General features: G+C 74.7%; 2 protein-coding genes. Both read right to left on the bottom strand.

Going from position 1 to position 25,302, the window contains the following annotated elements; all coding sequences use genetic code 11:
• Window positions 1-3: 3 nt before the first annotated feature.
• The gene (locus ACX6XY_RS22085) at window positions 4-12,285 is read right to left on the bottom strand and encodes an SDR family NAD(P)-dependent oxidoreductase (RefSeq protein ID WP_460333392.1); all 12,282 of its coding nucleotides are present in this window, start codon (window positions 12,283-12,285) and stop codon (window positions 4-6) included.
• Window positions 12,282-25,298 carry an SDR family NAD(P)-dependent oxidoreductase gene (locus ACX6XY_RS22080; protein WP_460333389.1) on the bottom strand — a complete coding sequence of 4,339 codons (13,017 nt, stop codon included), beginning with the start codon at window positions 25,296-25,298 and terminating at the stop codon, window positions 12,282-12,284. Before ACX6XY_RS22080 ends, ACX6XY_RS22085 begins: the two co-directional genes overlap by 4 nt.
• Window positions 25,299-25,302 lie beyond the last annotated feature (4 nt).

Below are 25,302 nucleotides of genomic sequence, written 5' to 3'. Positions count from 1 at the left end.
TTTTCACCCAGAAGCCGGCATACGCGAGGACCTGTAGCGTCTCGTGGGCTCGGAGATGTGTATAAGCGACCGGGCGTCGGCGGCCCGCGCGGGCAGCGCGCCGCCCGCGACCCAGTGCCGGGCGAGCGCTTCGGGGGACGCCGTGGCGGGCGGCCCGGCCGGGGGCGTCGCGGTGGCCTCGCCCACCAGGATTCCGGGGCGGTCGTACGCGCCCTCCCGGCATGAGCGCAGCTTGTCCACCAGCTCCGCCGTGTCGTGGACCAGCAGCGCGAGCCGCCGGTCCATCGGGTCGCGGCCCTCGCGCAGCGTGAACGCCACGTCGTCCAGGGAGAGTTCGGGTGCGCCGGTCGAGAAGTGCGCGGCCAGGTGGTCGGCGATGCCGCCCGCGTACGCGCGCAGCCGGTCCTCGGTGCGGGCGGAGAGGACGATCAGGTGCGGGGTGCCGGTCACGGCCGGTGCGGTGCGCTTCGGCTCGATGAACTCCTCCAGCAGTACGTGGCAGTTGGTGCCGCCGAAGCCGAGCGAGCTGACGCCCGCGCGGCGCGGGAGCTCGGCGCCGTCGGAGTCGACGAGCCGGGGCCACGTCTGGTATTCGGTGACGACGCGGAAGGGGCTGCGGTCGAGTTCGAGCAGCGGGTTGGCGGTGTCGAAGTTGATGCTCGCGGGCAGTGCGCCGTGCCGCATGGCCAGCAGCGTCTTGACGGTGCTGACCAGCCCGGCCGCCGCTTCCAGGTGGCCCATGTTCGACTTGACGCTGCCGAGTGCGCACCAGGGCTCGACCGGCTCGCTCTCGGGCCGCCCGGTGAGGGTGGCGAACGCCTTGCGCAGACCGCGTACTTCGATGGGGTCGCCGACATGGGTGCCGGTGCCGTGCGCCTCGATGTAGGTGACGGTGCGCGGGTCGACTCCGGCCTTGCGGTAGACGGAGGTGATCAGGTCGGCCTGGGCGCTCGGGTTGGGCACGGTCATCGACTGGACGTGGCCGCCGTGGCTGACGCCGCTGCCGCGGATCACGCCGTGCACGGTGTCCCCGTCGGCGAGCGCCGCGGACAGCGGCTTGAGGTAGAGCGCGCCGATGCCTTCGCCGCGTACGAACCCGTTCGCCTTGTCGTCGAAGGGACGGCAGCAGCCGTCCGGCGACAGCACTCCGAGCTGGCCCAGCGCCACGAACAGGCGTTCGCCGAGGTTGAGGTGGACGCCGCCGACGAGCGCGGCCCCGCACTCGCCGTGCCGGATGGCGAGCACGGCGCGGTGCAGCGCCGTGAGCGAGCTGGAGCAGGCGGTGTCGACGGTCTCGCTGGGGCCGTGCAGGCCCAGTTGGTACGAGACGCGGTTGGACAGGATGCAGTGGCCGACGCCCAGGCTGGAGTGGGCCTCGCGGTCCCGGCCGATCTTGATGAGGTGGCCGTCGTACTCGTGGGACGTGGCCCCGACGAAGACGCCGGTGTCGGTGCCCTTCAGGTCGCCTGGACGGTGTCCGGCGTCCTCGACGGCCTGCCAGGCGCAGGCGAGGAAGAGGCGCTGCTGGGGGTCCATGAGCCCGGCTTCGAGCGGCGAGATGCCGAAGAAGTCGGCGTCGAACCGGTCCACGCCGTCGATGAAGGCGCCCCAGCGGGTGTTGGTCTTGCCCTCCTCGCGCTCCGGGTCGCCGTAGAACGGCCGCCAGTCGAAGCGCTCGGCGGGGATCTCGGTGACCAGGTCGGCGCCTTCGCGCAGGCGGCGCCACAGGGCGTGCACGTCGGGCGAGCCGGGGAAGATCCCGGCCATGCCGACGACGGCTACCGGGTCGTCGTCCGGGGGCTCCTGAGCCGGGGTGCGGGGGCGCGCCGGAGCGGGCGTGGGCGCAGGTGCGGGTGCCGGGGGTGTGGCGGGTGCGGTGACGGGTGCGTCCGCGGTCGCGGCCGGTACGGGCTCAGGCGCGGGGGCGGGGGGAGCCACGGCGGCGGCGGCCGTCTCGGCGGCGTCGGGCGTGTGCTCCAGCAGGTAGGCGGCGAGCGCGGCCAGGGTGTTGCACTCGTACAGGAGGACCTTGGGCAGCGGTCCGAAGTCGCTCTCCAGGGTGCGGACCAGCTGGATGGAGCCGAGGGAGTCGAGGCCGTACTTCTCGAAGGTGGAGTCCGGTTCGACCGTCTCCACCGGGATGCGCAGGAACTCCGCGAACTCCTGGCGCAGATGGCGCACCAGACGCGTGCCGGTGTCCTCCTCCCCGGCGTGCGGGGTGACCTGCGCGGGCGCTTCGGCGGTCGGCTGGCGGGACGCCCGGCACAGCAGTACGCACTGGTCGGACTCCGCCTCGTCGACCTCCGGCGCGCCGAACACCCACACCGGACCGAAGCCCGCCCCGGCGAGCGCCGCGCGCCAGCGGGCGGCGTCCAGCAGCGGGGATCCCGGCAGCCGCTCGGCCGCGTCCAGGGCCGCCTGCCAGCCGGGGACCATGCCGAACATGAGCCCCAAGTAGTCCAGGGCCTGGGTCAGTTCATTGAGTACGAGCACACCGCCGGGGGTCAGCAGCTGCCGGGTCCTGGCCAGGGAGCCGGAGATCAGCCGGGTGGCGTGGACGACGTTGGTGGCGATGACGGCGTCCGCGCCGCCCGGTGTGAAGCCCTGTTCCGCCGGGTCCTTCTCCAGGTCGAACACCTCGTAGCGGACCGGTGTGCGGAGCCCGGCGAGGCGGTCCTTGGCGGTGCGGAAGAACGCGGGCGACACGTCCGTGAAGTGGAACGTGACCGTGCCGTCGGGCAGTTCGAGGTCGTCGAGCAGGCGCAGCACCCGCTCGGACGTGGAGCCGGTGCCCGCGCCGATCTCCAGGACGTGCAGCGGCTCGCCGGGGCGGCGCGCGTGCTGGGCGCGCAGGTGACCCGCCACGACGTGGGCGATCAGGTCGTTGTAGTGGTCGGCGATGGGGGTGCCGCCGTAGATGCGGGGCAGCCCCTCGTCGCCGCCGGGGAAGTACAGTTCGAGCGCGTTGACGCGGCCCGCGAGCACGTCGGGCAGCTGTGGCGCCCACGCCGACACCAGGCCGATGTGGTTGCCGATCTCCGGGTGGGACTCGGCGAGCGCGGTCAGCTCGGCCCGGATGCGGGCCTGTTCGGACAGCTCGTCGTCGGCCGGTGCGTCGAAGTCGCGCAGGGCGCTCTCCAGGAACAGAGTGAACCGCTCGTGCCCGTCGGCGATCTCGACGCGGTCGGCGAGCGCGTCGTCGGGGCCGAACCGGCCCGTTCCGGCGTGCTCGCGCAGCACGCTCGCCACGAGCCTGCGGCCGAGGGTTCCGAAGGCGCGCAGCGCGGCGAGTATCCGGGCGCCCGGATAGCCGCCCGCCTCGACGTGCGCGGTGAGCTCGGCGGCCAGGGCCGCGGTGTCGGCGGCGTCCTCGCCGGTGTCCCCGCTGGCGGCGACGGCGGTAGGCGCGGCGGCGGGCACGGCGACGGCACCGGGGGCGGCGGCTGGCGCTGGGGCCTCCGCCAGCCAGTACCGCTCCTGCTTGAACGGATAGGTCGGCAGCGGGACGCGGGTCTCGGGGCCGGTCGCGGACTGCGGCCAGTCGACGGGCGCGCCACGGGTCCAGCGGCGGGCCAGCTCGACCGCGCGGCCGCCCTCCTGGCCGCCTTCGGCGGCCGCGGCCGCCATGTCGTGCACGGTGCCGTCGGCCGCGTCGGACGCGAGGAACGCCTCGATGCCACGGGCCAGTTGGTCCCGGTTCTCGGCGATCACCGCGAACCGCGCGGCGGCGTTCTCCCGGCCGTGCTGGAGGGTGACCGCGATCCCGGCCGCAGGCAGCGCGCAACCCGCCGCGAGGAAGTCCAGGTGCCGCCGGGCGAGCGCCCGCAGGCGCTCGCCGTCGCGGGCGGAGTACGGGAAGACCAGGGGGCCGCCCGCCTGGCCGCGCGCGGCCTGGCGCACCGGGGGTTCCTCCAGGACCACATGGGCGTACGCGCCGCCGAAGCCGAAGGAGCTCACGCCCGCGCGGCGCGGCACGCCGGGGGGCGGGTTCCATGGCTCGGGTGCGGTGTTGACGTACAGCGGTCCCTGGTCGATGCGGCAGTACGGGTTGGGGGTGCCGAAGTCCGGCATGGCCGGGATCAGGCCGTGCCGCATGGACAGGACCGTCTTGATCACGCCGACCAGGCCCGCGGCGCCCTCGGTGTGCCCGACGTGGGCCTTGGCGGTGCCGAGCGCGACGAACGGCTCGTCGCCGCCGACGTCGCGCAGGGCTGCCTTGATGCCGTCGATCTCGATCGGGTCGCCGAGCGCGGTGCCGGTGCCGTGCGCCTCCAGGTAGCCGAGCGTCGCGGGGTCGATGTCGGCCTCCTGCCAGGCGGCGCGCAGGAGTTCCTCCTGGCGGGCCTGGCTGGGCGCGGTGACGGAGCTGGCGTGCCCGCCGTGGTTGACGGCGACCGCCTTGATGACCGCGTGCACCGGGTCGCCGTCGGCGAGTGCCCGAGACAGCGGCTTGAGCAGGACGGCCGCGACGGCCTCCCCCGGTACGTAGCCGTCGGCGCGGGCGTCGAAGCTGTGGCAGCGCCCGGAGGGCGACAGCGCGCCGATGGCGGAGAGTTTGGTGTAGTGGCGCGGGCTGGCGATGAGGTTGGTCCCGGCCGCGAAGGCCATGTCGCACTCGCCACGGCGCAGCGCGGCGACGGCCAGGTGGAGCGCGGTCAGCGAGGACGAGCAGGCGGTGTCGACGGTCAGGCTGGGCCCGCTGAGGTCGAAGTAGAACGACGGGCGGTTGGCCGTCATCGACATGGCCGCGCCGATGGGGTCGTGCACGTTGACCGTCCGGCCTCGGGCGATCATCTCGTTGTCGTAGTCCTGGAAGCACTGGCCGATGTACATGCCGGTGGCGGAGCCGCGCAGGACGGGGGTGACGCCCGCGTCTTCGGCGGTGGCGTACAGCACTTCGAGCAGCAGCCGCAGCTGCGGGTCCATCGACTCGGCCTCGCTGGGCAGGACGTTGAAGAAGCCCGCGTCGAAGGTGTCGATCGCGTCGAGGAAGCCGCCGTGGCCGCAGTCCGTCTTTCCGGCGGTGGCGCCGGTGGGGTCGTAGTGCAGGCTGTGGTCCCAGCGGCTGCCGGGAACCGGGGTGATCAGGTCGTCACCGGCCGCGAGGCGGGCCCAGAAGGCGTCGGGGTCGGCCGCGCCCGGAAACCGGCCGCCGATCCCGATGATCGCTATGTCCTCCTCCTTCGCGCCGCCGCCGGAGCGCCGGCTGGCGCGTCCCGCCGCGGCGGTCGCCGGTTCGCGGCGGCCGGACGGCCGGTGTGCCGCGCCGCTGGCCTTGGGGCTGGCGGCGGCGTGGTCGGGGCGTGCGCCGCCGCGCGCGCCGCCGGGGCGTGCCGCGAACCAGCGGGTGAGCTCGTCGCGGTACTCGTGGACGAGGTGGTCGGACAGGTCGGGGACGTTCGGGTGGCGGAACAGGGCGGTGGGCGCGACGGCCACGCCGAACTCGTCGTCGAGTGTGCCGTTGAGTTCGACCAGGGCGGCCGAACTGAGGCCCAGTTCCATGAAGTTGTGCTCGCACAGCTCACTCAGGTCCTGCCCGGCGGGCCCGGTGACGAGGGCGCCCACGGTCGTGGCGATCCACTCGGTGACCGCGGCCAGCAGCCCGCCGCCCGCGGCGGCCAGGGCGGCGTGGTCGATCCGCGCGGGACGCTCGCCCTCGGCCCCGAGTGCGGGGGTCCCGAGTACGGGGGTCCCGAGTACGGGGGTCGCGGGCGCGGCCGCCGGGCCGGACGGCTCCAGCCAGGCGCGACGGCGCTGGAACGCGGTGACGGGCAGCGGGGTGCGGCTCGGCCGGTGTCCCGCGGGCGCTTCCTCCACGATGACGTGACAGTTGGTGCCGCCGAAGCCGAACGAGGAGACCGCGGCCCGGCGCGGAGTCGTGTCCTTGGCCGGCCAGTCGCGTCCGGTGAGCACCGGCGCGAACGGGGTCTTGTCGAACCGGATGCGCGGGTGGGGTTCGGCGCAGTGCAGGGTCGGCGGCAGATGGCCGTGGCGCAGCCCGAGCACGACCTTGATCAGGGAGGCGACGCCGCCCGCGTGCAGCAGCGCGCCGATGTTGGTCTTGACCGAGCCGACCCCGATCGGGGTCCGCCCGCCGCCGCCCGCGTACGCCTCGGCGGCCGCGCCGATCTCGATGGGGTCGCCGAACGAGCCCGCGGAGCCGTGTACTTCGAGGTAGTCCACGGTGTCGGGGGTGATGCCGCCGGAGGCGAGCGCGGTGCGGATGACGTCGACCTGGGCGTCGTGGCTCGGCGCGGTGAGGCCCATGGTGCGGCCGTCGTTGTTGACGGCGGAGCCGACGACGGTGGCCAGGATGGCGTCGCCGTCGGCGATGGCCCGGCTCTCCTCCTTGAGCAGCAGCAGGCCCACGCCCTCGCCCGGCACGAATCCGGCGGCGTCGCGGTCGAAGACGCGGGAGCGGCCGTCCTTGGACAGGGCTCCGGCGCGCTCCAGGCCGACGTACACGAACGGGTCGAGCAGCAGCTCGACGCCGCCGACGACGGCGGCCTCGCACTCGCCCGCGAGCAGCGACTGGCTCGCCCGGTGCAGGGCGACCAGCGAGGACGAGCAGGCGGTGTCGACGGTGAGCGAGGGGCCTCGGTAGTCGAAGGCGTGCGAGATGCCGGAACCCGCCATGTTCAGCAGCGAGTCGGCGAGCAGCTGCGGGGGTGTGGGCAGTCCGGACAGGAAGCCGCGCCGGGTGTAGTCGGTGGGCGCGACCCCGAGGAAGACGCCGGTCCTGCTGCCCGCCAGCTCCTCGCGGCGGTAGCCCGCGCGGTCCAGGACCTCCTGGGCGACTTCGAGCGCGAGCCGCTGCTGGGGGTCCATCCAGCGTGCCTCTTCCTCGTCGATGCCGAAGAAGGCGGCGTCGAACTGGTCGACGCCGTCGATGAATCCGCCCCAGCGGGCTGCCGCGGCCACCTCGGGGCCCGCGTGCCTCAGCCATTCCTCGGACCAGCGGCCTTCGGGCACGGCGCCCACCGAGTCGCGGCCGTTCACGAGGTTGTCCCAGAAGCGTTCCAGGCTGGGCGCGCCTGGGAAGCGGCACGCGGCGGCCACGACGGCGATACGTCCGCCGTTCGCCGGGGCGGTCGGGGCGGCTCCGGTGGTTTCAGTGGTCACGGTGCTCGGGGCGGCGGTCGGGACGGTGATCGCCGCGGCCGGTGCGGGCAGCTCGGCCAGGGCCTCGTCGGCGAGGTGCTCGGCCAGGGTCTGGATCGTCCGGTAGCGCAGCAGCAGCGAGGGCTGTAGCGGTACGCCGTACTTCTCCTCCAGGTCGTTCAGGGCGCGCATCGCGCCGACCGAGTCCAGGCCGTACTCGGACAGGTCGTCCTCGATGTCCAGCTCGTCCTGCGGAACCTTCAGGACGTTCGCGATGACCTCGGTCAGCTCTCGTACGAGAGTGTCGACGCCCGGTCCGGACCCGCCTGCCAGAGCGACGGGAGCGGCCGGGGCGAGCGCGGCGGCCGGGGCGGCTGGTGCGGCTGGTGCGGCTGGTGCGGCTGGTGCGGCTGGTGCGGCCGGGACCGTGTTCCCCATGTTCTCGACCACCGACGTCATCCGGGCCTCCAGGCGGGCCGGGTCGCCCTGGAGGACGACCATCTGCGGCCCGTCGGCCGCCAGCGCCACCTCGAACGCGGCGAGCCCGTCCTCGGTGTCCATCGGTTCGAGCCCGGCCCGTGCGAGTACCTCCTGCTCCACGTCGGGGTGGATGCGCATACCGCCGTCGCGCCACATCGGCCAGTTGACGGACAGGGCGCGCCCGCGGGCCTCGCCCCGCGCCCTGCGCTCTTCGCGCCACTCGGCGTAGGCGTCCAGGAAACGGTTGCCCGAGGTGTAGTCGGCCGCGCCCACGCTGCCCAGCACGGCCGACGCGGACGAGAAGAGCACGAAGTAGTCCAGGTCCTCGCCGCGCGTGGCCGCGTCGAGGTGGTGGGTGCCCGCGAGCTTCGGCGTGAGGACCCGGCGCAGGGAGTCGAGCGGCTTGGTGATGAGCAGCGCGTCCTCGCAGATCCCGGCCGCGTGCAGGACGCCGGTGACCGGGCCGAACCGGGAGCGCGCCTCGGCGACGACGCGTTCCATGTCGGCGCGCGAGGCCGTGTCGGCGCGCAGGTAGACGGCGTCGGAACCGGCGCGCCTGATGTCGGCGACGGCGGCCTCCTGGGCCGGTCCGGGCTCGGAGCGCCCGAACAGCACGAGTGCGACCTCGGCCTGTGCCGCCAGGTGCCGCGCCACATGCAGGCCGATGCCTCCGGTGCCGCCGCTGAGCAGATAGACGCCGCCGTCGCGGGCGAGGCGGGTGGTGCTGCCGGTCGGGCGCGGGGTGCGGGCGAAGGACAGGACGGTGCGCTCGGCGCCGGTGTGGCGGACCTCGATGTCGTCGAGCCCCGCGGTCTCGGCGAGGAGCAGCGCGCACACCTCGGCCGTGTCGCCGCGGCGGCCGCGCAGGTCGAGGGCCTTGACGGAGAGCTTGGGCTGTTCGAGCCGGACGCTGCGGGCGAAGCCGCCGACGGCGGCGTTGGCGGGCAGGTCGCGGTCGCCGTCGAAGGCGTGGATCACGGGGAGGGTGCGGTCGAGTCCGACGGCCCACGCCTGGCAGAACAGGAACACGGGCACCAGGGCCGCGTCGAGGTCGCCGAGCGACCCGCCGAGCGGGGTCGGTCCGTCCAGCTGCCACAGGTGCAGTACGGCCTGCGGCACGACCCGGTCTTCCTTGAGTGCGCCGAACAGGGCCTTGTGGTCGTCCCGGCTGTCCGGGGCCACCTCGTAGTCGTCCGGCGACAGGCGGGTGAACTCGCGTCCCGGACGCACCCACACCACGCGCCCGCCGCGGGCGCGGAGTGCCGCGATCCGCTCGGCGTTGGTGTCGAAGACGAGCAGGGTGCCGCTGACCGGCTCGCCTTCGGCGGGCCGCGGGGTCCACACCGGGCGGTACAGCAGGGTGCGGTCGGCGAGCCGCGGCACGGGGGCGGCGGCCGCCGCGGGTGCCGGTTCGGGCGCGGGCTCGGGGGCGCGTGCGGCGACGGGCTCGGACACCGGTACGGCGGGGGCTGGCTCGGGGGCCGGTGCGGCGGCGGCTGGCTGGGGGGCCGGCGGCGCGACCGCCTTGGTGGGCGTCTCGCCCGCGCCGGGTATCCAGCAGTGCTGGCGTCCGAAGGCGTACGTGGGCAGCGAGACCCGGCGGGCCCCGGTCGGCAGCACGTCCCGCCACGGCGCCTCGTGGCCGCGTACCCAGCGCTCGGCGAGCGACTCCGTCGTCAGCGGCGCCCGCGCGGCCGTCGGGTCGTCCGCGGGCGGCGCCGACTTGGCGCGCCCGGTCCAGCGGCGCGACGAGCCGCTGCGTCCGGCGGTGAAGTCCTCCAGCGCGTAGGCGAGTTCCCTGGTGTCGCGCACCGCGACGGCGAGCCGCGACTCCATGGCGCGACGGCCGAGGCTCAGCGTCAACGCGACGTCCTCGATGCGCAGTTCCGGATGCGCGCGCAGGTGTTCGAGCAGCCGCTGAGCCTGCTCGCGGGTGCGCTGCTCGTCGCGCCCGGAAAGCGGGACGACATACCGGTCGATGAGGCGCGGCCCGGCGCTGGCGCGCGTGGCGGCGGGCTCGGGAACGTACTCCTCCACGAGGACGTGAACGTTGGCGCCGCCGAAGCCGAAGCCGCTCATCGCGGCGCGGCGCGGCGCCAGGGCTCCCGTGCGCGGGTCGTTCACACGGTCCCAGGAGCGGGTCTCCTGAGGGACGTAGAACGGCGTGTTGGAGAAGGGGATCTCGGGGTTGAGCTCGGCGGTGTAGAGGGAGGGCACGACGAGTTCGTGGCGCATCGACAGGAGCACCTTGGTGAGCGCCGCGATACCGGCCGCGCCTTCCAGGTGGCCGATGTTGGACTTCAGCGAGCCGATCGCGCAGAAGCCCGTGTCCTGCGTGTAGCGGCGGAACGCCTTGGTGAGCGCCGCGATCTCGATCTGGTCGCCGAGTGTGGTGGCGCCGCCGTGCGCCTCGATGTACGTGATCGTCTCGACCGGCACCCGAGCCTTCTCCAGGACTTCGAGCACGACCCGGTTCTGCGCGTCGGGGCTGGGCACGGCGAAGCCGCTGGTGCGGCCGCCGTGGTGGGCGGCCGAGCCGCGGATGACGCCGTAGATCTGGTCCCCCGCGGCGATCGCGTCGGCCAGCGGGCGCACCAGGACCGCGCCGACGCCCTCGCCGGGCACATAGCCGTCGGCCCCGCGCCCGAAGACGCGGCACCGGCCGTCGGTGGACAGCAGGTTGTTGTCGGACAGCCGCAGGTACTTGTACGGGTGCAGGGAGAGGTTGACGCCACCGGCCACCGCCGCCCGGCACTCGCCGCGCCGGATGCTCTCGCACGCCATGTGCAGGGTGAAAAGGGAGGACGAGCAGGCGGTGTCCATGGCCACGCTCGGGCCCTGGAAGTCGAAGGCGTACGAGACGCGGTTGGGGATGAGCGAGAAGGTGGAGGCCACCACCTGCGGGTCGCCGCGCTGGACCGACTCCAGGCCGTATAGCTGGTAGTCGTTCCACATCACTCCGGCGAACACGCCGACCCGTGAGCCGGTGGCGGCGCCGAGTGCCTCCGGGGTGTACCCGGCGTCCTCGATGGTCTCCCAGGCGGTCTCCAGGAACAGCCGTTCGTGCGGGTCCATCAACTCGGCCTGGCGCGGCGAGATGTTGAAGAACAGCGGGTCGAACCGGTCGACGCCGTCGAGGAACGCGCCCCACTTGCTGTACGAGCGGCCGGTGGCGCCGCGGCGTGGCTCGTAGTAGTCCCGGTAGTCCCAGCGCTCCTCGGGGATCTCGGTGACGCAGTCCCTGCCGTCGCGCAGCACGTCCCAGAACCGGTTCACATCGTCGGCCTGGGGGTAGCGGCCCGCCAGGCCGACGATGGCGATGTCGCCGACGCCCGGCGCGCCGTCCTGTTCGGCGGGGGCGGCCGGTACGGACACCGGCGCGGGCGCGGGCGCGGGAACGGGCGCGGACGGCTCGGGCGCGGCCTGCTCGGGGGCGGACGGCTCGGGGGCGGTCTGGGGGGCCATGCCCTCATCACGCAGATGCGCGGCCAGACTCCGCACCGTCGGATACTCGAACAACAGCGTCGGATACAACTCCTGCCCCAACGCCTCCTCCAACTTCCCCGCGATCGCAAGCAAGTTGACCGACGTCAGACCCAGATCGTAGAAGCCGAGGTCCTGCCGTACGTCGTCACTGCCCAGCGCCTCCGCCACCAGGCCGGTGATCAGCCGGTCCAGCGACGCCGCGTCGGGCGCGGGCTCGGGCTCGGGGGCGGGCTCGGGTACGACCGGTGCGGCGGGCGCGGCGGGCGCGGCCGGTGCGGCCGGTGCGAGCGCGGTCGGCGTGCGTACCGCCTCGGTGAACTTGGTGATGTGCTCGGCCGACCGCACGCGCTTGCAGGTGAAGCCGGTGATCGAGCCGAGTACCCGGCCGTCCGCGCCGCAGATGCGGATATCGCCGGTGACCGTGTCGCCGTCCGCGACCCGCTGGCCGATCTCGGGGACGTACACCCAGCTGTCGCGGCTCAGCGATCCGGTGGCACGGAAGGACTTGATGAAGATGGGGATGAACGGCCGGGTCAGCGCCTCCCGCTGGTCCCGCCCGAAGTGCAGGAACGGCACCAGGGTGGAGAAGTCGAGCACCACCGGGTGGATGTGGAAGTGGTCGAGATAGGCGGTGGCCGCGTCGCCGAGCGAGACATCGGCGAGCGCGACCGAAGGACCGTACTGGATGCGGCCCGCGACCTTCATGAAGTCACGGTGATGGATGGCGAGTTGGCGGGCGAAGGCGTACAGCTCCTCGGCGTCGCCCTGCTCGGTGGCCCGGCCCCTCAGCTCCGCCAGGTCGATGACCGGGCTCTCGGTGGGCTGGCCGAGTTTGATCTCGGCCTGGAAGTTGCGCTCCCAGGTGTCGCCGACGGGTTCGCCGTCGATCAGCGGGCGGCTCTCCACATGGACCGGCACGGTGTCGGGTCCGGAGCGCGTCCCCACGACGACCCGCAGTTCCTTGTTCAGCTCGGCGGTGGCCACCACGGGGGCGATGAACAGGCAGCGGCGCAGCTCGGCGGACGCCGGGTCGACGCCGTGGTGCGCCAGCAGCCGCAGGGTCAGATCCAGGTGGAAGACGCCGGGCAGCACCGGAACCTCGTGGACCAGATGCCCTCGCACGATCTCGTCGTCGGCCGTCACGACCGAGCGCAGCCGACGGCCCTCGATGGCCGCGAGGTCGGCGTCGACCGCGGACGGGCGGGGGGATGGGGTCATGAGAGTTCCTCCAGCTGCAGGTACGGCCGGTGCGCGGGGGCCCCGAGTGCGGGGCCGCCAGGCGTACGAGAGGTGACGACGGGGGAAGGGGAGACGGGCTCGTCCGCGACGAACTCCAGATAGCGGCGGCCTGCGAGAACGGCCCGCGGGGCGGCTGGCGCGCTGTCCGGTGGCGACACGGCGGGTGCGGCGGCCGGGGCGGCGAGCGGCTCCACCCAGTGGCGGGCGCGCTCGAACGGGGCGGGCGGCAGCGCCTCGCGGACGGCGGGGCGGCGCTCGTCGCCGAGGGGTTCGCGCAGGATCGCGTGCCCGTTGGTGCCGCCGAATCCGAACGAGCTGATGCCAGCGCGGCGCACCCCGGCACGCGGGGTCCACTCGCGCAGCCCGGTGTTCGGATAGAAGGGCGAACTGTCGAACGAGAAACGGGGGTTGGGCGTGTCGCAGTGCAGTGTCGGCGGCAGCTGCCGGTGGCGCAGCGCCAGGATCAGCTTGTGCAGGCCCGCCATGCCGGAGGCCATCAGGAGGTGGCCGATGTTCGACTTGACGCTGCCGACCGCGCAGTAGCCCGCCTCTTCGGTGGTGCGGCGGTAGGCCCGAGTCAGGGCCCGCAGCTCCATCGGGTCGCCGATCATGGTGCCGGTGCCGTGCGCCTCCACGTAGGAGACGGTGTCCGCGTCGACGCCCGCGGTGCGCAGCGCGTCGAGCACGACCCGCTCCTGCGCCTCCGGGTTCGGTGTGGTGAGGCCCATGGTGCGGCCGTCGTTGTTGACCGCGACGGATTCGAGTACGGCGTGGACGCGGTCGCCGTCCGCGACGGCCGCGGCGAGCGGCTTGAGCAGGACGGCGCCCGCGCCTTCACCGAGTACCAGGCCCGCCGCGTCCACGTCGAAGACGCGGCAGCGGCCCTGCGGTGAGAGTGCCTGGGCGGCGCTGAGCTTGAGGTAGGGCCGCTCGTCGAGCAGCAGGTCGGCGCCCGCCACGAGGGCCATCTCGCACTCGCCGAGCGCGAGGGCCTGGCGGGCCAGGTAGAGCGCGGTGACGGAGGACGAACAGGCGGTGTCCACCACCATGTTGGGGCCGCTGAGGTTGTAGACGTGGGCGATGTGCGCGCCGATGAAGTTGGGGTTGAGTCCGGTGACGGTGCCGCGCCGCGGCTCGGCGATCCTGGTCCCGTACCCGCTGGCGGCCGCCCCGGCGAAGACGCCGATCCGCCGTCCCGACAGCTCGTCGCGCTGGTATCCGGCGTCCCTGAAGGTGGACTCGGCGCTCTCCAGTACGAGGCGGATGACGGGGTCGACGTGGGGGGCGTCATCGTCGGAGATGCCGAAGAAGCCGGGGTCGAAGTCCTCGATGCCCTCGATGAAGCCGCCCCATTTGCTGGTGGAGCGGCCGGGGGCGGCCGTGGGGGCGTAGAGCCGGTCGATGTCCCAGCGGGATGCCGGGACTTCGGTCACCGCGTCGGTCCCGGTGCGCAGCAGCTCCCAGTACGCGTCGGTGGTCGGCGCGCCGGGGAAGCGGCTCGCCATGCCGATGACCGCCAAGGGGCCGGGGGTGGGCGCGGTTGCCTGGGCGGGTGCGGACGCGGGTGCGGGGGCGGGCTCGGCAGGCCCGGCGACGGGGCCGGTGGGCTCGACGGGGCCGGTGGGCTCGACGGGGCCGGTGGGCTCGGGCAGGCGGTCCTCGGCCCAAGCCCGTACGCCCGTCGAATGCTCCTGGAGGAGATGCGCGCCGAGCTTGCCCGGCGTCGGGTACTCCAAGACGGCCGACGGTGGCACGGGACCGCCGGTGAGGGTCTCCAGCTGGGCGACCACTCCGGACAACAGGACGGAGTCGACGCCGAGTTCGGCGAAGTCGCTGTCGGGGCGCACGCGCTCGCGCGGCACCAGCACCTCTTCTGCGATGAGGTCGCAGACGGCCTCGACCACCAGCTCGCGCAGCTGCTCGGAGATCTCGCCGGGTGCGCCCGTCCCGCCTCCGGGCGTGTCGGGCGCACCGGACGCACCAGACGCGGACGCGGAGGCGGGGGCGGGTTCGGCGATGTCGCCGCTGCGCGCCAGGGCGATCACGGTCGGTCCGAGGCCACGCCGACGCAGCGCCCGGTCGAGCAGGCCGATGCCCTCGGCCGGGGTGAGCGAGGTGAAGCCCTGCTCGATATAGCGGGAGCTGCGCACCTCGCCCATGCCGATCTGCGCCCAGCCGCCCCAGGCGACGGAGAGGTAGCGGGTACGGCCGGACCGGCGCTTCGCGGCGCGCGCCGCGAAGGCGTCGAGGTAGGCGTTGGCGCTGCCGTAGTCGGCCAGGCCGACGGACAGGAACGGGAGGACGGCCGAGAGCGACGAGTACAACACCATGAAGTCCGGTTCGTCGTCGGCGAGCAGCGCGTCCAGGGCGACCGTGCCCTCGCCCTTGGGCTCCCACGTCCGGGCGATGTCCTGCCAGGTCTTGCGGATGAACACCGGGTTGCGCTCGTCGACCGAGCCCGCGCAGTGCACGACGCCCGCGATCGGTCCGAGCGTGCCGCGCACCTCGTCCAGGAAGGCGCCGAGCGTGCCGCGTTCGGTGAGCGGCCCGCTGTGCACGGCGATCCTGGCGCCCTGGTCGCGCAGGGCCGCCAGGTCGGCGATGCCGTTGGGGAGGCCGGGCCCGGCGTCGTCGGCGCGCCACTCGTCCACGGGGGGTACGGGGCGGCGGCCGAGCAGGGCGAAGCGGCGGGCGCCGCGGGCGAACAGTTCGCGGGCGAGTGCGGCGCCGAGTCCGCCGGTGCCGCCGGTGATCACGTACACGCGGGCGGGGTCCATGGGGAATCCGCCGAACGTGCCGTCGCGTGCCGGTACTTCGCCGTCCTGGTCCAGGTCGACGAGCCGGGGTGCGTAGCGCACATTACCGCGCAAGCACACCTCGGGCTCTTCGCCCGCGGTCTCGATCTCGCGTACGGCGAGCGGCAGCGCGGCGCTCTGGTCGGTGTCGGGTTCGAGATCGACGGTGGTGGCACGGACCGCGGAGTACTCGCTGCCCAGGGTGCGGATCAGGGCCGCCATGCGGGCGCCGGTGACTCCGGGGCGCGGGTTGCGGTACGGGGCGAGGGCGCGGGTGGCGTGGACGACGTGCAGGTCTGAGTCGACGTGGTGGCGTACGAGGGTCTGCAGCAGGGCGACCCGTGCGGCCTCGCGCCCGAGCCCGGTCTCCGCGCCGTCGCCTTCGGACGCGCCTTCGGACGCGGCTTCGGACGCGGCTTCGGGTACGGCGTCGGGGACGGCGAGGTCCACGAGGTCGAGTACGGCGTCGATGCCGGGGTGCCGCTCGACGATCTCTGCGGCGACGGCCGCGCCGTCCGCGTGGTCGTCGAAGTCGACCTCGAACTCCCGGCCCGGCGGCAGGAGTCGGGGGGTGCGGGCGCGTTCGCGCAGCACGATCCAGTCGATGTCCGGGTCCAGCGCGCCGACGAGTCCGAGGCTCTCGGGTCCGCGCACCAGGAGCAGGCAGGCCAGTCGGCGGCGCGGGGCCCGCAGTGTGCCGGACAGGGTCACCCAGCGGCGTTCCATGAGCACCGGGTGGTGGTCCGGGCCGGTGCCGGGGGTCGGCTCGGGTGCGTCGGCCGGGGAGGCGTCGGTCTCGGGCCGCCGCGCGCGTGACGGGTCGGGCGTCGTCGTATCGACGCTGTCGCCGGTCGCGCGCGAAGCGGACCCCGCGGGTGTGGACCGCGGCGGGGGCGCGGACCGCGCGGGTGCGGCGGGTGCGGCGGGTGAGGTGGGCGCGGCGGTGGAACCGGTGTCCGGGCCGTGCCGCCGCGTGTGGTCGAACGGGTATGTGGGAAGCGGGATGCGGCGGGGCGGCGTGCCGGTGTGCAGCGCGCTCCAGTCGACGTCGCCGCCAGCGGCCCAGGCGCGGGCCAGCTCGTGCGCCGGTCCCGCCGCATCGGTGTCACCCGCGTGGCCCGTGTCGCCCGTGTCACCCGTGTCGCCCGTGTCGCCCGTGTCGCCCGTGTATACGCCGGGGCCGCCGCCTTCGGTGAGGAACTGCCCGATGCGGTCCTTGAGTTCCTCGACCGATCCGGCCACCAGGGCGACCCGGCACGCGAAGTGCGCGCGGCCGGTCCGCAGGGTGTACGCGATGTCGGGCAGGGTGAGCGTCTCCGGTCCTTCGTGTTCGGCGAGCCGGGCCCCGAGCCGCCGCGCGTAGGCGCGCAGGCCCTCCGTCGAGCGGGCGGACAGGGTGACCGCCTGCGCGGCACCGGCTTCGGCGGTGGGGTCTGACGGCATAGGCGGCTCCTCCAGGATCACGTGCGCGTTGGAGCCCCCGAAGCCGAACGAGCTGACGCCCGCGCGCAGCGGCGGTACGGCGCCGTCGGCGCAGGCCGGGGGCTTCCACGGCTCGGCCGTCGCGGGCAGCCGGAACGGTCCGCCCGCCAGGTCGAGATAGCGGTTGGGCGGATCGCAGTGCAGGTTGGGCGGCAGGGTGCGGTAGCGCATCGCGAGCAGCACCTTGACCAGGGACGCGATACCGGCGGCCGACTCGAGGTGTCCGATGTTCGACTTGACCGCGCCCAGGGCGCAGCCGCCGGGCGCGCCGTCGGCGGCGCCGAGCCGGTCGAAGGCCTCCTTGAGCCCGCCGACCTCGATCGGGTCGCCGAGCCGGGTGCCGGTGCCGTGGGTCTCGACGTAGGTGATGCTCGCGGCCGGTACGGCGGCCGCCCTGATCGCGTCCACGACCACGTCGGCCTGCGCCGACGGGTTGGGGGCGGTGAGCGAGTGGCCGCGTCCGCCGTGGTTGACGGCGGTGCCGAGCAGCACCCCGTGCACCGTGTCGCCGTCGGCGAGCGCCCGCGACAGCGGCTTGAGCACGACCGCGCCGACGCCCTCGCCGCGTACGTACCCGTCGGCGGCGTCGCCGAAGGCGTGGCAGTGGCCCGTGGGCGAGAGCATCCCGGCGCGGGCGAGTGACGCGTAGACGGACGTGGACAGCAGGACGTTGACGCCACCGGCGAGCGCGAGGTCGCACTCGCCGGAGCGCAGTGCGGCCACCGCCCGGTGCAGGGCCGCGAGCGAGCTGGAGCAGGCCGTGTCGAGGGCCTCGCTGGGGCCGCGCAGGTCCAGGGCGTGCGAGAGCCGGTTGGGCACGATGCTGTGCACGTTGCCGGTGACGGTGTGGGCGGCGGGCGGTTCGCCGTGCTCGCGCAGCACGTCGAGCCAGTCGTGCAGGGTCACTCCGGCGAACACGCCGGTGCGGCTGCCGGACAGCGAACGGGGGTCGTATCCGGCGTGCTCGATCGCGGCCCAGCCGGTCTCCAGGAACAGCCTCTGCTGCGGGTCCATGGTGCGGGCCTCGCGCGGCGAGATGCCGAAGAACTCGGCGTCGAAGGCGTCGATGTCGTCGAGGAAGCCGCCGTAGCGGCAGGCCTCGCCCGCGGGCGAGGTGCGCCAGTCCCAGCGCTCCGGATCCACCTCGCGCACCGCGTCGCGTCCGGCGAGCAGGTTCTCCCAGTACGTCTCCAGGTCGGGCGCTCCGGGGAACCGCCCGGCCATGCCGACGACGGCCACGGGCTCGGGGTGCGCGGGACGCGAGGGTTCCGGTTCCCGCTCCGGCTCCGGCTCCGGCTCGGACGCGGCTGGCCGCGGCGTCGCCGTCAGGGCTTCCCGCACCGCGTCGTTCTGTGCGAGCACCCCCTCCAGGCGGGTCAGGGTGGGGTGCTCGAAGAACACCACCGGGGTGAGGGCGGTGCCGAAGGCGGAGTTGAGCTGCGCGCAGAACCGCGTCAGGAGCACCGAGTTGAAGCCGTACGAGCCCATCTCGGCGTCCGCGTCGATCTCGTCGCCCGGCATTCCGAGTATCCCGGCGGCGATGTCCACGAGCCGCTGCGCGAGCGGGGATCCCGCCGCCGCGCTCGGCGACGTACCGGACGGCATGGCGGCAGAGACGGACGACGAGGACGGCGAGGGCGTGCGGGTGAACGCGGCCGTGAACCTGTCCTGGTCCCCCACGCCCACGACGGTGCATCCGGGCGGGCCCGCGAGGACGTCGTCGAGCGCGCGAAGCCCGGCCGTGGTGTCCATAGAGGTGAGTCCCGTGGCGGTCTCGGCGAGCGCGAGCGCCTCGGGTGTGACGGACATGCCGCCGTCGCGCCAGTGCGGCCAGGCCACCGACACGCTCAGGCCGTGGCGTTCACCGGCCCGTACGCGCGCGTCGCGCCACAGGGCGAACGCGTCGAGGTGGCGGTTGGCCGCGGCGTAGTCGGCCTGGCCCGCGTTGCCGAGGGTGCCGTTGACGGACGACATCAGGCAGAAGAAGTCCAGCCCGCGGTCGGCGGTGAGCGCGTCGAGCAGTCGGGTTCCGGTGGTCTTGGGTGCGAGTACGCGGGCGAAGGAGTCGTCGGACTTGCCGCGCAGGCCGCCGTCCTCGATGGTGCCCGCGGCGTGTACGACGCCGTTGAGCGGCCCGAACCGCTCCTCGCCCGCGGCGAGCGCGGCGGCCAGGGCGTCGGGGTCGCAGACGTCGGCGGTGGCGTACAGGGCCCGGCCGCCCAGCTCCTCGACGCGCGCCACGAGGTGGTGCGTGGCGGCGCTGGCGGGGGCGCGGCCGAGCAGGATCAGCGCGGCGTGGTGGGTATGGGCGAGGTGTTCGGCGACCAGTCGCCCCACTCCCCCGGCGCCGCCGGTGACGAGGTAGACGCCGCCCTCGCGCCAGGGCGCGGGGCCGGTGCGCGGCGGCTGCGGGGTGAGGGTACGGACCTGGCGCCGTCCGTCGGCGAGTCGTACCTCCGCGTCGGTGCCGTACGCCTCGGCGAGCAGCCGTGCGGTGTCGGGCGCGGCGTGCGCGTCGTCGACCTCGACGCGTACGCCGCGGAAGCCGGGCAGCTCCTGCTCTGCGGAACGCGTGAACGCGGCGACGGCGGCGCCGAGCGGGTCGGTGTCGGCTGGCGGGTACAGGCCCGCGTAGGTCACTCGGGTCTCGCCGTCGGCGCAGGCGCGGGCCAGGGCGAGGGGCAGGCGCAGCGGGTCGTCCGCGCGTGCGGCGGCGTGCAGGCGGCGCGCGTCGAGCACCACCACGCGCCGCCGAGGCGGCGCGGCGGCGACGACGCGCAGCGCGTGCTCCTCGTCGGGGACGACCTCGACCGAGGGGCCGCCGTGCGGCCGCCAGGCCCCGGAGGCCAGCGCGACGACGATGGCGTCCGCCGGGCTCTCGGGAGTGCCGGTGGCGTCGGCGTCCCGCCAGTCCGGCCGCAGGTACCAGGCCCGCTCCCCCTGTCCCCCGGCCACGCGACCCGCGCCCGTACCCGCGCCCGCCGGGCCGCGGTCCGCGGACACCTGGCCGTCGGACAGCCGGGCGGCGGGCGTGCTGGCTGTGGGGGATCCGGGTGTGGGGGATCCGGGTGTGGGTGGCTGGGTGTTGGGGAGCCAGTGGCGGGTGGGGTGGAAGGGGTGGGCGGGGAGGGGGACGCGTCGTCGGCCGACGGCGGTGAGGAGGGCGTCCCAGGGGACGCGGGCGCCGCGGGTCCACAAGCGGCCGACGCGGGTCAGGTCGCCCGCCGTGATCAGGTCGGCCAGGAAGCGGGTCGTCTCGGCGTCGTCGGTGAACACGTCCGCGAGCGAGGTGTCGGCGTCGGGCTGGCCGTACGCGATCCCGGGCGCCTCTTCGGACCGGGCGAGCCTGGCCAGGCAGTCGGTCAGTTCGGTGCGGCTGCGGGCGGTGAACGCGGCCCGGTGGGCGAGGGGTTCGCGGCCGACGCGCAGCGTGTGCGCGATGTCGGCGAGCGAGGCGTCGGGGGCCGTGGCGCTCGTCAGGTGCGTGTGCAGCCGGTGGGCGTACGCGCGCAGCCGGTCGGCGTCGGCGGCGGACAGGACGATCAGCTCGGGTCCGTCGGCGGCCGGTCCCGACCCGGCGGCCGCGCGGGCGGGCGCTTCCTCGACGACCAGGTGGGCGTTGACGCCGCCCGCCCCGAAGGAGCTGACTCCGGCCCGCAACGGCGTCTCGCCCTGGGGCCCTTCGGGCCGCCGCCAGTCGCTCAGTTCGCGGTGCACCCGGAACGGGGTGGCCGTGAAGTCGATGCGCGGGTTGAGGGTGTCGGCGTGCAGCGTGGGCGCCAGCGTGCGGTGCCGCAGTTGCAGCAGGACCTTGGTCAGGCCCGCGATCCCGGCCGCCGACTCCAGGTGTCCGATCGCGGACTTGACGCTGCCGACGGCGCACCAGCCCCGCTCGCCGTCGCCCGGTGCGAAGGCGGTGGTCAGGCCGCGTATCTCGATGGGGTCGCCGAGTTCGGTGCCGCTGCCGTGGGCCTCCACGTAGCTGACGGTGCGCGGGTCGACGTCGGCCGCGGCCAGGGCGCGGGCGACGAGCGCCGCCTGCGCGTCGGGGTTGGGCACGGTGAACCCGCTGGTGCGGCCGCCGGAGTTGAGTGCGCTGCCCCTGATCACGCCGTGCACGTGGTCGCCGTCGGCCAGCGCCTGGGACAGCGGCTTGAGCAGGACGGCGCCGACGCCCTCGCCGATGACGAACCCGTCCGCGCCCGCGCCGAACGAGCGGCACGCGCCGCCCCGCGACAGCATGCCCATCTGCGCGTACTGGATGTGCCGCGCCGGGTGCAGGACGAGGTTGACGCCGCCCGCGATGGCCGCGCCGACCTCGCCGCGCCGGATCGCCTCGCAGGCCATGTGCAGGGCGACGGCGGACGACGAGCAGGCGGTGTCGACGGCCAGGCTGGGCCCGGCGAAGTCGAAGAAGTACGAGACGCGGTTGGCGATCTGGTAGTTCTCGGCGTACGGGAACGGGCTGTGCCCGGTGACGGCGGCCGCGCGGCTCAGCGCGGCGTAGTCGTTGGCCATGGCGCCGACGTAGACGCCGACGTCGGGGCCGAGCGTGGCGCGGGTGTGGCCCGCGTCCTGGACGGTCTCGTGGGCGACTTCGAGGAACAGGCGCTGTTGCGGGTCCATCATCGCGGCCTCGCTGGGGGCGATGCCGAAGAACTTGGCGTCGAACCGGTCGACGTCGTCGACGAGCGCGGCCCACGCGGAGTACGTCGTGTCGGGGCCGCCGTCCGGGTCCAGGTGCCGGCGGTGCTCCCAGCGTTCGGAGGTCAGTTCCGTCACGGCGCTGCGGCCCGCGGCGAGCAGCTCCCACAGCTCGTCCACGGTCCGGGCCCGGGGGTAGCGGCCCGCCAGGCCGACGACGGCGATGGGGTCCTCTGTGGTGGGAGTGGCGGCCGTCGGGGCGGCGGGAGCGGCGGGAGCGGCGGAGGCCTGTCGCTGCCGCGGGCCCGCGAGGGAGCGGGCGAGGCCGTCGATGCCGCGGTGCTCGAAGAGCAGGGTGGTCGGCAGTTCGCGTCCGAGCCGCTTCTCCAGGGCCACGGTCAGGTTGACGATGTCGAGCGAGGTCAGCTTCAGCGCCTCGAAGGAGGCGTCGGCCGTGACGGACACCCTGGGGTCGGTGAGGGTGCGCGCGAACACCTCCAGGACGGCGGCGCGTATCGACTCCAGGTCGCCGTGTGACGAGGGGGAGGCGGAGGGCAATGCCCGGGCGGGGCTCGGGGTCGTGCCGCGTACTCGCGCGTCCAGGGCGGCCACGTCCGTGATCTGCTCGGCCAGTTCGGTCAGCGCGGACAGGCGTACCGGGTCGGCGGGCACGGCCCGCGGGTCGCGCTGGCCGGTCGCGGCCTGCGCGGGGGCGTGCTCGTCGGGCCGGAAGGTGATCGCGGCCGCGTGGTCGACGGGCATCCGGTAGAGCACCGCGCCGTCGTCCTGGGGCCGCGCGTGCGCGGCGGCGACCGACTCCAGGCAGGCGCGGGCCGGTTCGTTCTTGGGCGTGGGCCGCCAGGCCGCTTCGAGTACGCGCGCGCCCGCGTCCCGCGCGGCCGCGCCGAGGTGGCCGAGCAGGGCGTGCTCGACGCCGCGGCCCAGGACCCGGCAGCTCATCAGGAAGGTGTCGAGTACGACGGTGTCGGCGCCCGGCTCGTGCCGGGTCAGGGCGGCGCCCACGATGCCGTAGTCGCCGAACCGGTCGCGGACCTCGGCGACCAGGCAGCGGGTGTCCGCGTGCTCGTCGGCGAGCAGGGCGCGGATCTCGGCCTCGGAGCGGCGGATCGTGGAGAAGTTGAACTGGTTGGTGCGCTGGGTGAGTTGGGCCACGCGCGGCAGGTCGGCCTCGGCCGCGGGGCGGATGTCGATCACCAGGTCGAGGCTCGCGATGAAGTCGGCGAAGGTGAGCGAGGACTTGCGCAGGTCCTCGCGCTCCCGGCGGGCCTCGTAGGTCGCGGCGCGCTTGCGGTCCTCGGCGGTGACCTCGGGCCGGTCGAAGGCCCAGATCCGCTCCAGGAAGCCGGGCAGGCCCCGCGGGTCGTCGGCGGGGAAGGTCAGCGCGAGTACCTGGGGGCAGGCCGCGCGCACCGCCGCGACCTCCACGGGGTTGTCGTCGAGGAAGACGAAACTGTCCAGGCCGAGGTCCAGCTCGCGGGCCAGGTCCACGAGGTTGGCCGCCTTGGGCCGCCAGTCGACCTTCCAGGCCGCCAGGTGCTCCCAGCGCAGCGGCATCACATCGGCGCGGCGGCGGAACACCTCGGCGACGCCGTCCTCGTCGTTCTTGCTGGCCAGGCAGAGCAGGACGCCGCGCTCGCGCAGCCGCAGCGCCCATTCCTGGAGGCGCAGGTGGGCGTCGTCGAAGGCGACTCCGTCGGGCCCGTCCTCGCCGCACACTCCGCGCCACAGGGTGTTGTCGCAGTCCAGGACGAGGACCTTGAAGGGCGGGGCGAGCAGGCTGTGCGCGGAGCGGATCAGGGCGGTGCCGATGGCGGTGTAGGCGGCGTCGGTGTAGGGGATGTGGGCGTGGCCGAGCCGGGCCGCGTCGTGGTACTCCGGGGTCTCGTAGCCGCCGCCCCAGGCGTCGCCGCCGGTCAGGTGGACGCCGCGCAGTCCGGTGAGCCCGTCGCGTACGAGGTCGCGTACCGCTGCGGCGCGCGCGGCGCGCGCCGGGTCCTGGTGCGGCTCCATCGGGCAGAGGTGGACGAGTACGGGTGCGCCGCCGTGCCCGGTGTAGGACTCGGCGGCGGCGACGAAGTCGGCGGCGGCGCGTTCGGGTTCGCCGTCGCCGTCGAACCAGTCCTCGACGCGCAGCAGGACGGCGTTGCAGCCGCCGGTGTTGCGGTGGAAGGAGCTGGCCGGGTCGAGGAGTTCCTGGAACACCTGGCCGTACGGGGCGGGTTCGAGCCGCAGGCCGAGACCCATGCGGGCGTTCCAGTGCTCCAGTACGGGCATCAGCGGGTCGAGGGTGAAGGTGGCGGCGGCCACCAGGGCCGGGCGTCGGTCGTCGTCGGGAGCCGCGGGGTCGGGGGCGGCCTCCTCGGGGGCGGCCTGGTCTCGGGCGGCCTGGTCTCGGGCGGTCACCTCGCGGGCGGTCACCTCGGGGGCGGTCACCTCGGGGGCGGGCGGGGCGTCGGCTCCCGAGCCGACGGACGCCCGTGTCAGGGGTGCGGCGGTGTGCGGTCCGGCGGCCTCCGCTCCGTCGGACCGTACGTCGGCGGCGTGGGCCGGGTCGAAGGCGTCGAGCAGATGGGCGGTGCCCGGCTCGCCGCCCCGCAGGATCCGGTCGACCAGCGCCGCGGCGACCGGTTCGACCGGCATGCCGCCCGCCTGGCCCGCGATGCCGCCCGACAGTCCGGTGGCCAGCCGCGGCGGCCGGGCGATGAGGAAGCGGGCCGACGGATATTCGACGGCGGCCGCGTGCAGCAGGCCCTCGACGGCGAACTTCGCGGTGACGTAGTGGGAGCGGCCCGGCGGCGGCTGGGTCACCCACTCGGACGAGAGGGCCGCCACCCAGCCGTCGGCGTCGGCGACGTCCTCGGCGAAGCAGGCGAGCGGCCCGCGGGTGAGCGCCAGGCTGTCCGCGACGTACGCGGCCGCGCGGTCGTCGGCGGCGGCGTCGAGCCCGAGGGTGTTGACCGGCGGGCAGGCGCTGAGCAGCAGCAGGTCGACGCGGCCGTGCGCGGCGCGGATCCGTTCGCGGGCCGTGGCGCACCAGTCGGGGTCGGCCCAGTCGCCCCGCAGCAGGTGCAGGCGCTGCCCGGCGTCGCCGAGCCCCGCGCGCACCGCCTCGGCGTCTTCGCGGCTCCGGTGGTAGCCGCCGTACACGGTGGCGCCGCGCAGGACGAGCGCCTGGGCGAGTGCGGCCCCGAGGCCGCGGCTGGCGCCGACCACGAGGGCGACGCGGCCTTCCAAAGCTGTGTCGCCGCCGCCCAGTTGGCCGATCAGCGTGTCGATGCGGGAAGACGCGGGCTCGTCGCGCACCAGCACCTCGGTCTCGGCGACAGCGGCGAATCCCGGCCCGTCGACGCGGGCGGTCAGCTCGACGCGGCCGAACCTGCGGTCCACCGTGGTGACTTCGGCGCGCGCCCTGGTCTCGGCCGCCGCGTCGGTGCCGTCGAGGCGCAGGGTGTAGCGGGAGACGAGCGCGGGCCGTCCCGGCGCCTCCATTCCGGCGAGGTAGCTGGCCCAGCCGAGCAGGGCGGCCAGTTCGACCGGGGCCGGGGCGCCGCCGATGCGGGCGAGCAGCCGCTCGTACGCCTCCGGGTCGGGGTCGTACGCCGCGTCCAGCGCGCCGGATGTGAGGGAGTCGAGGCCGCGTACGGCGGCCTCGGCGCGGCGGCGCGGGGCGTCCGGGGTGAGCGGCAGGGCTCCGAACGCGCGGGTGCCGTAGGTGACTTCGACGTCCAGGACGGGGCGGGCGCCGTCCGCGATCCGTACGCCCGCCCGCTCGCCGTCGGCGCGGGTACGGGCGGTGTAGTCCTGGCCGATGAACACGGGCGCGTGGAAGCGTGCTTCCAGGGCGACGGGAACCCGGCCGTCCGGCGGCTCGGGCAGGGCGGCCAGGGCGTGCAGCACCCCCACGGCCCCGTGCACGACCCGCTGCCCGAAGGAGGTGCGCCGGGCGTACGACGCGTCCATGTGCAGCGGACTGCGGTCCCCGCTCGCCTGCGCGAACAGGGCGACGTCGTCGCCCGCCACGCGGAACCGGTGCGCGGATGCGGATGGCATGTCG

It is taken from the genome of Streptomyces sp. O3 (genome assembly GCF_054788135.1).
The sequence above is the reverse complement of the archived record's forward strand: the minus strand, read 5'-3'. Positions and strand labels throughout refer to the sequence as shown.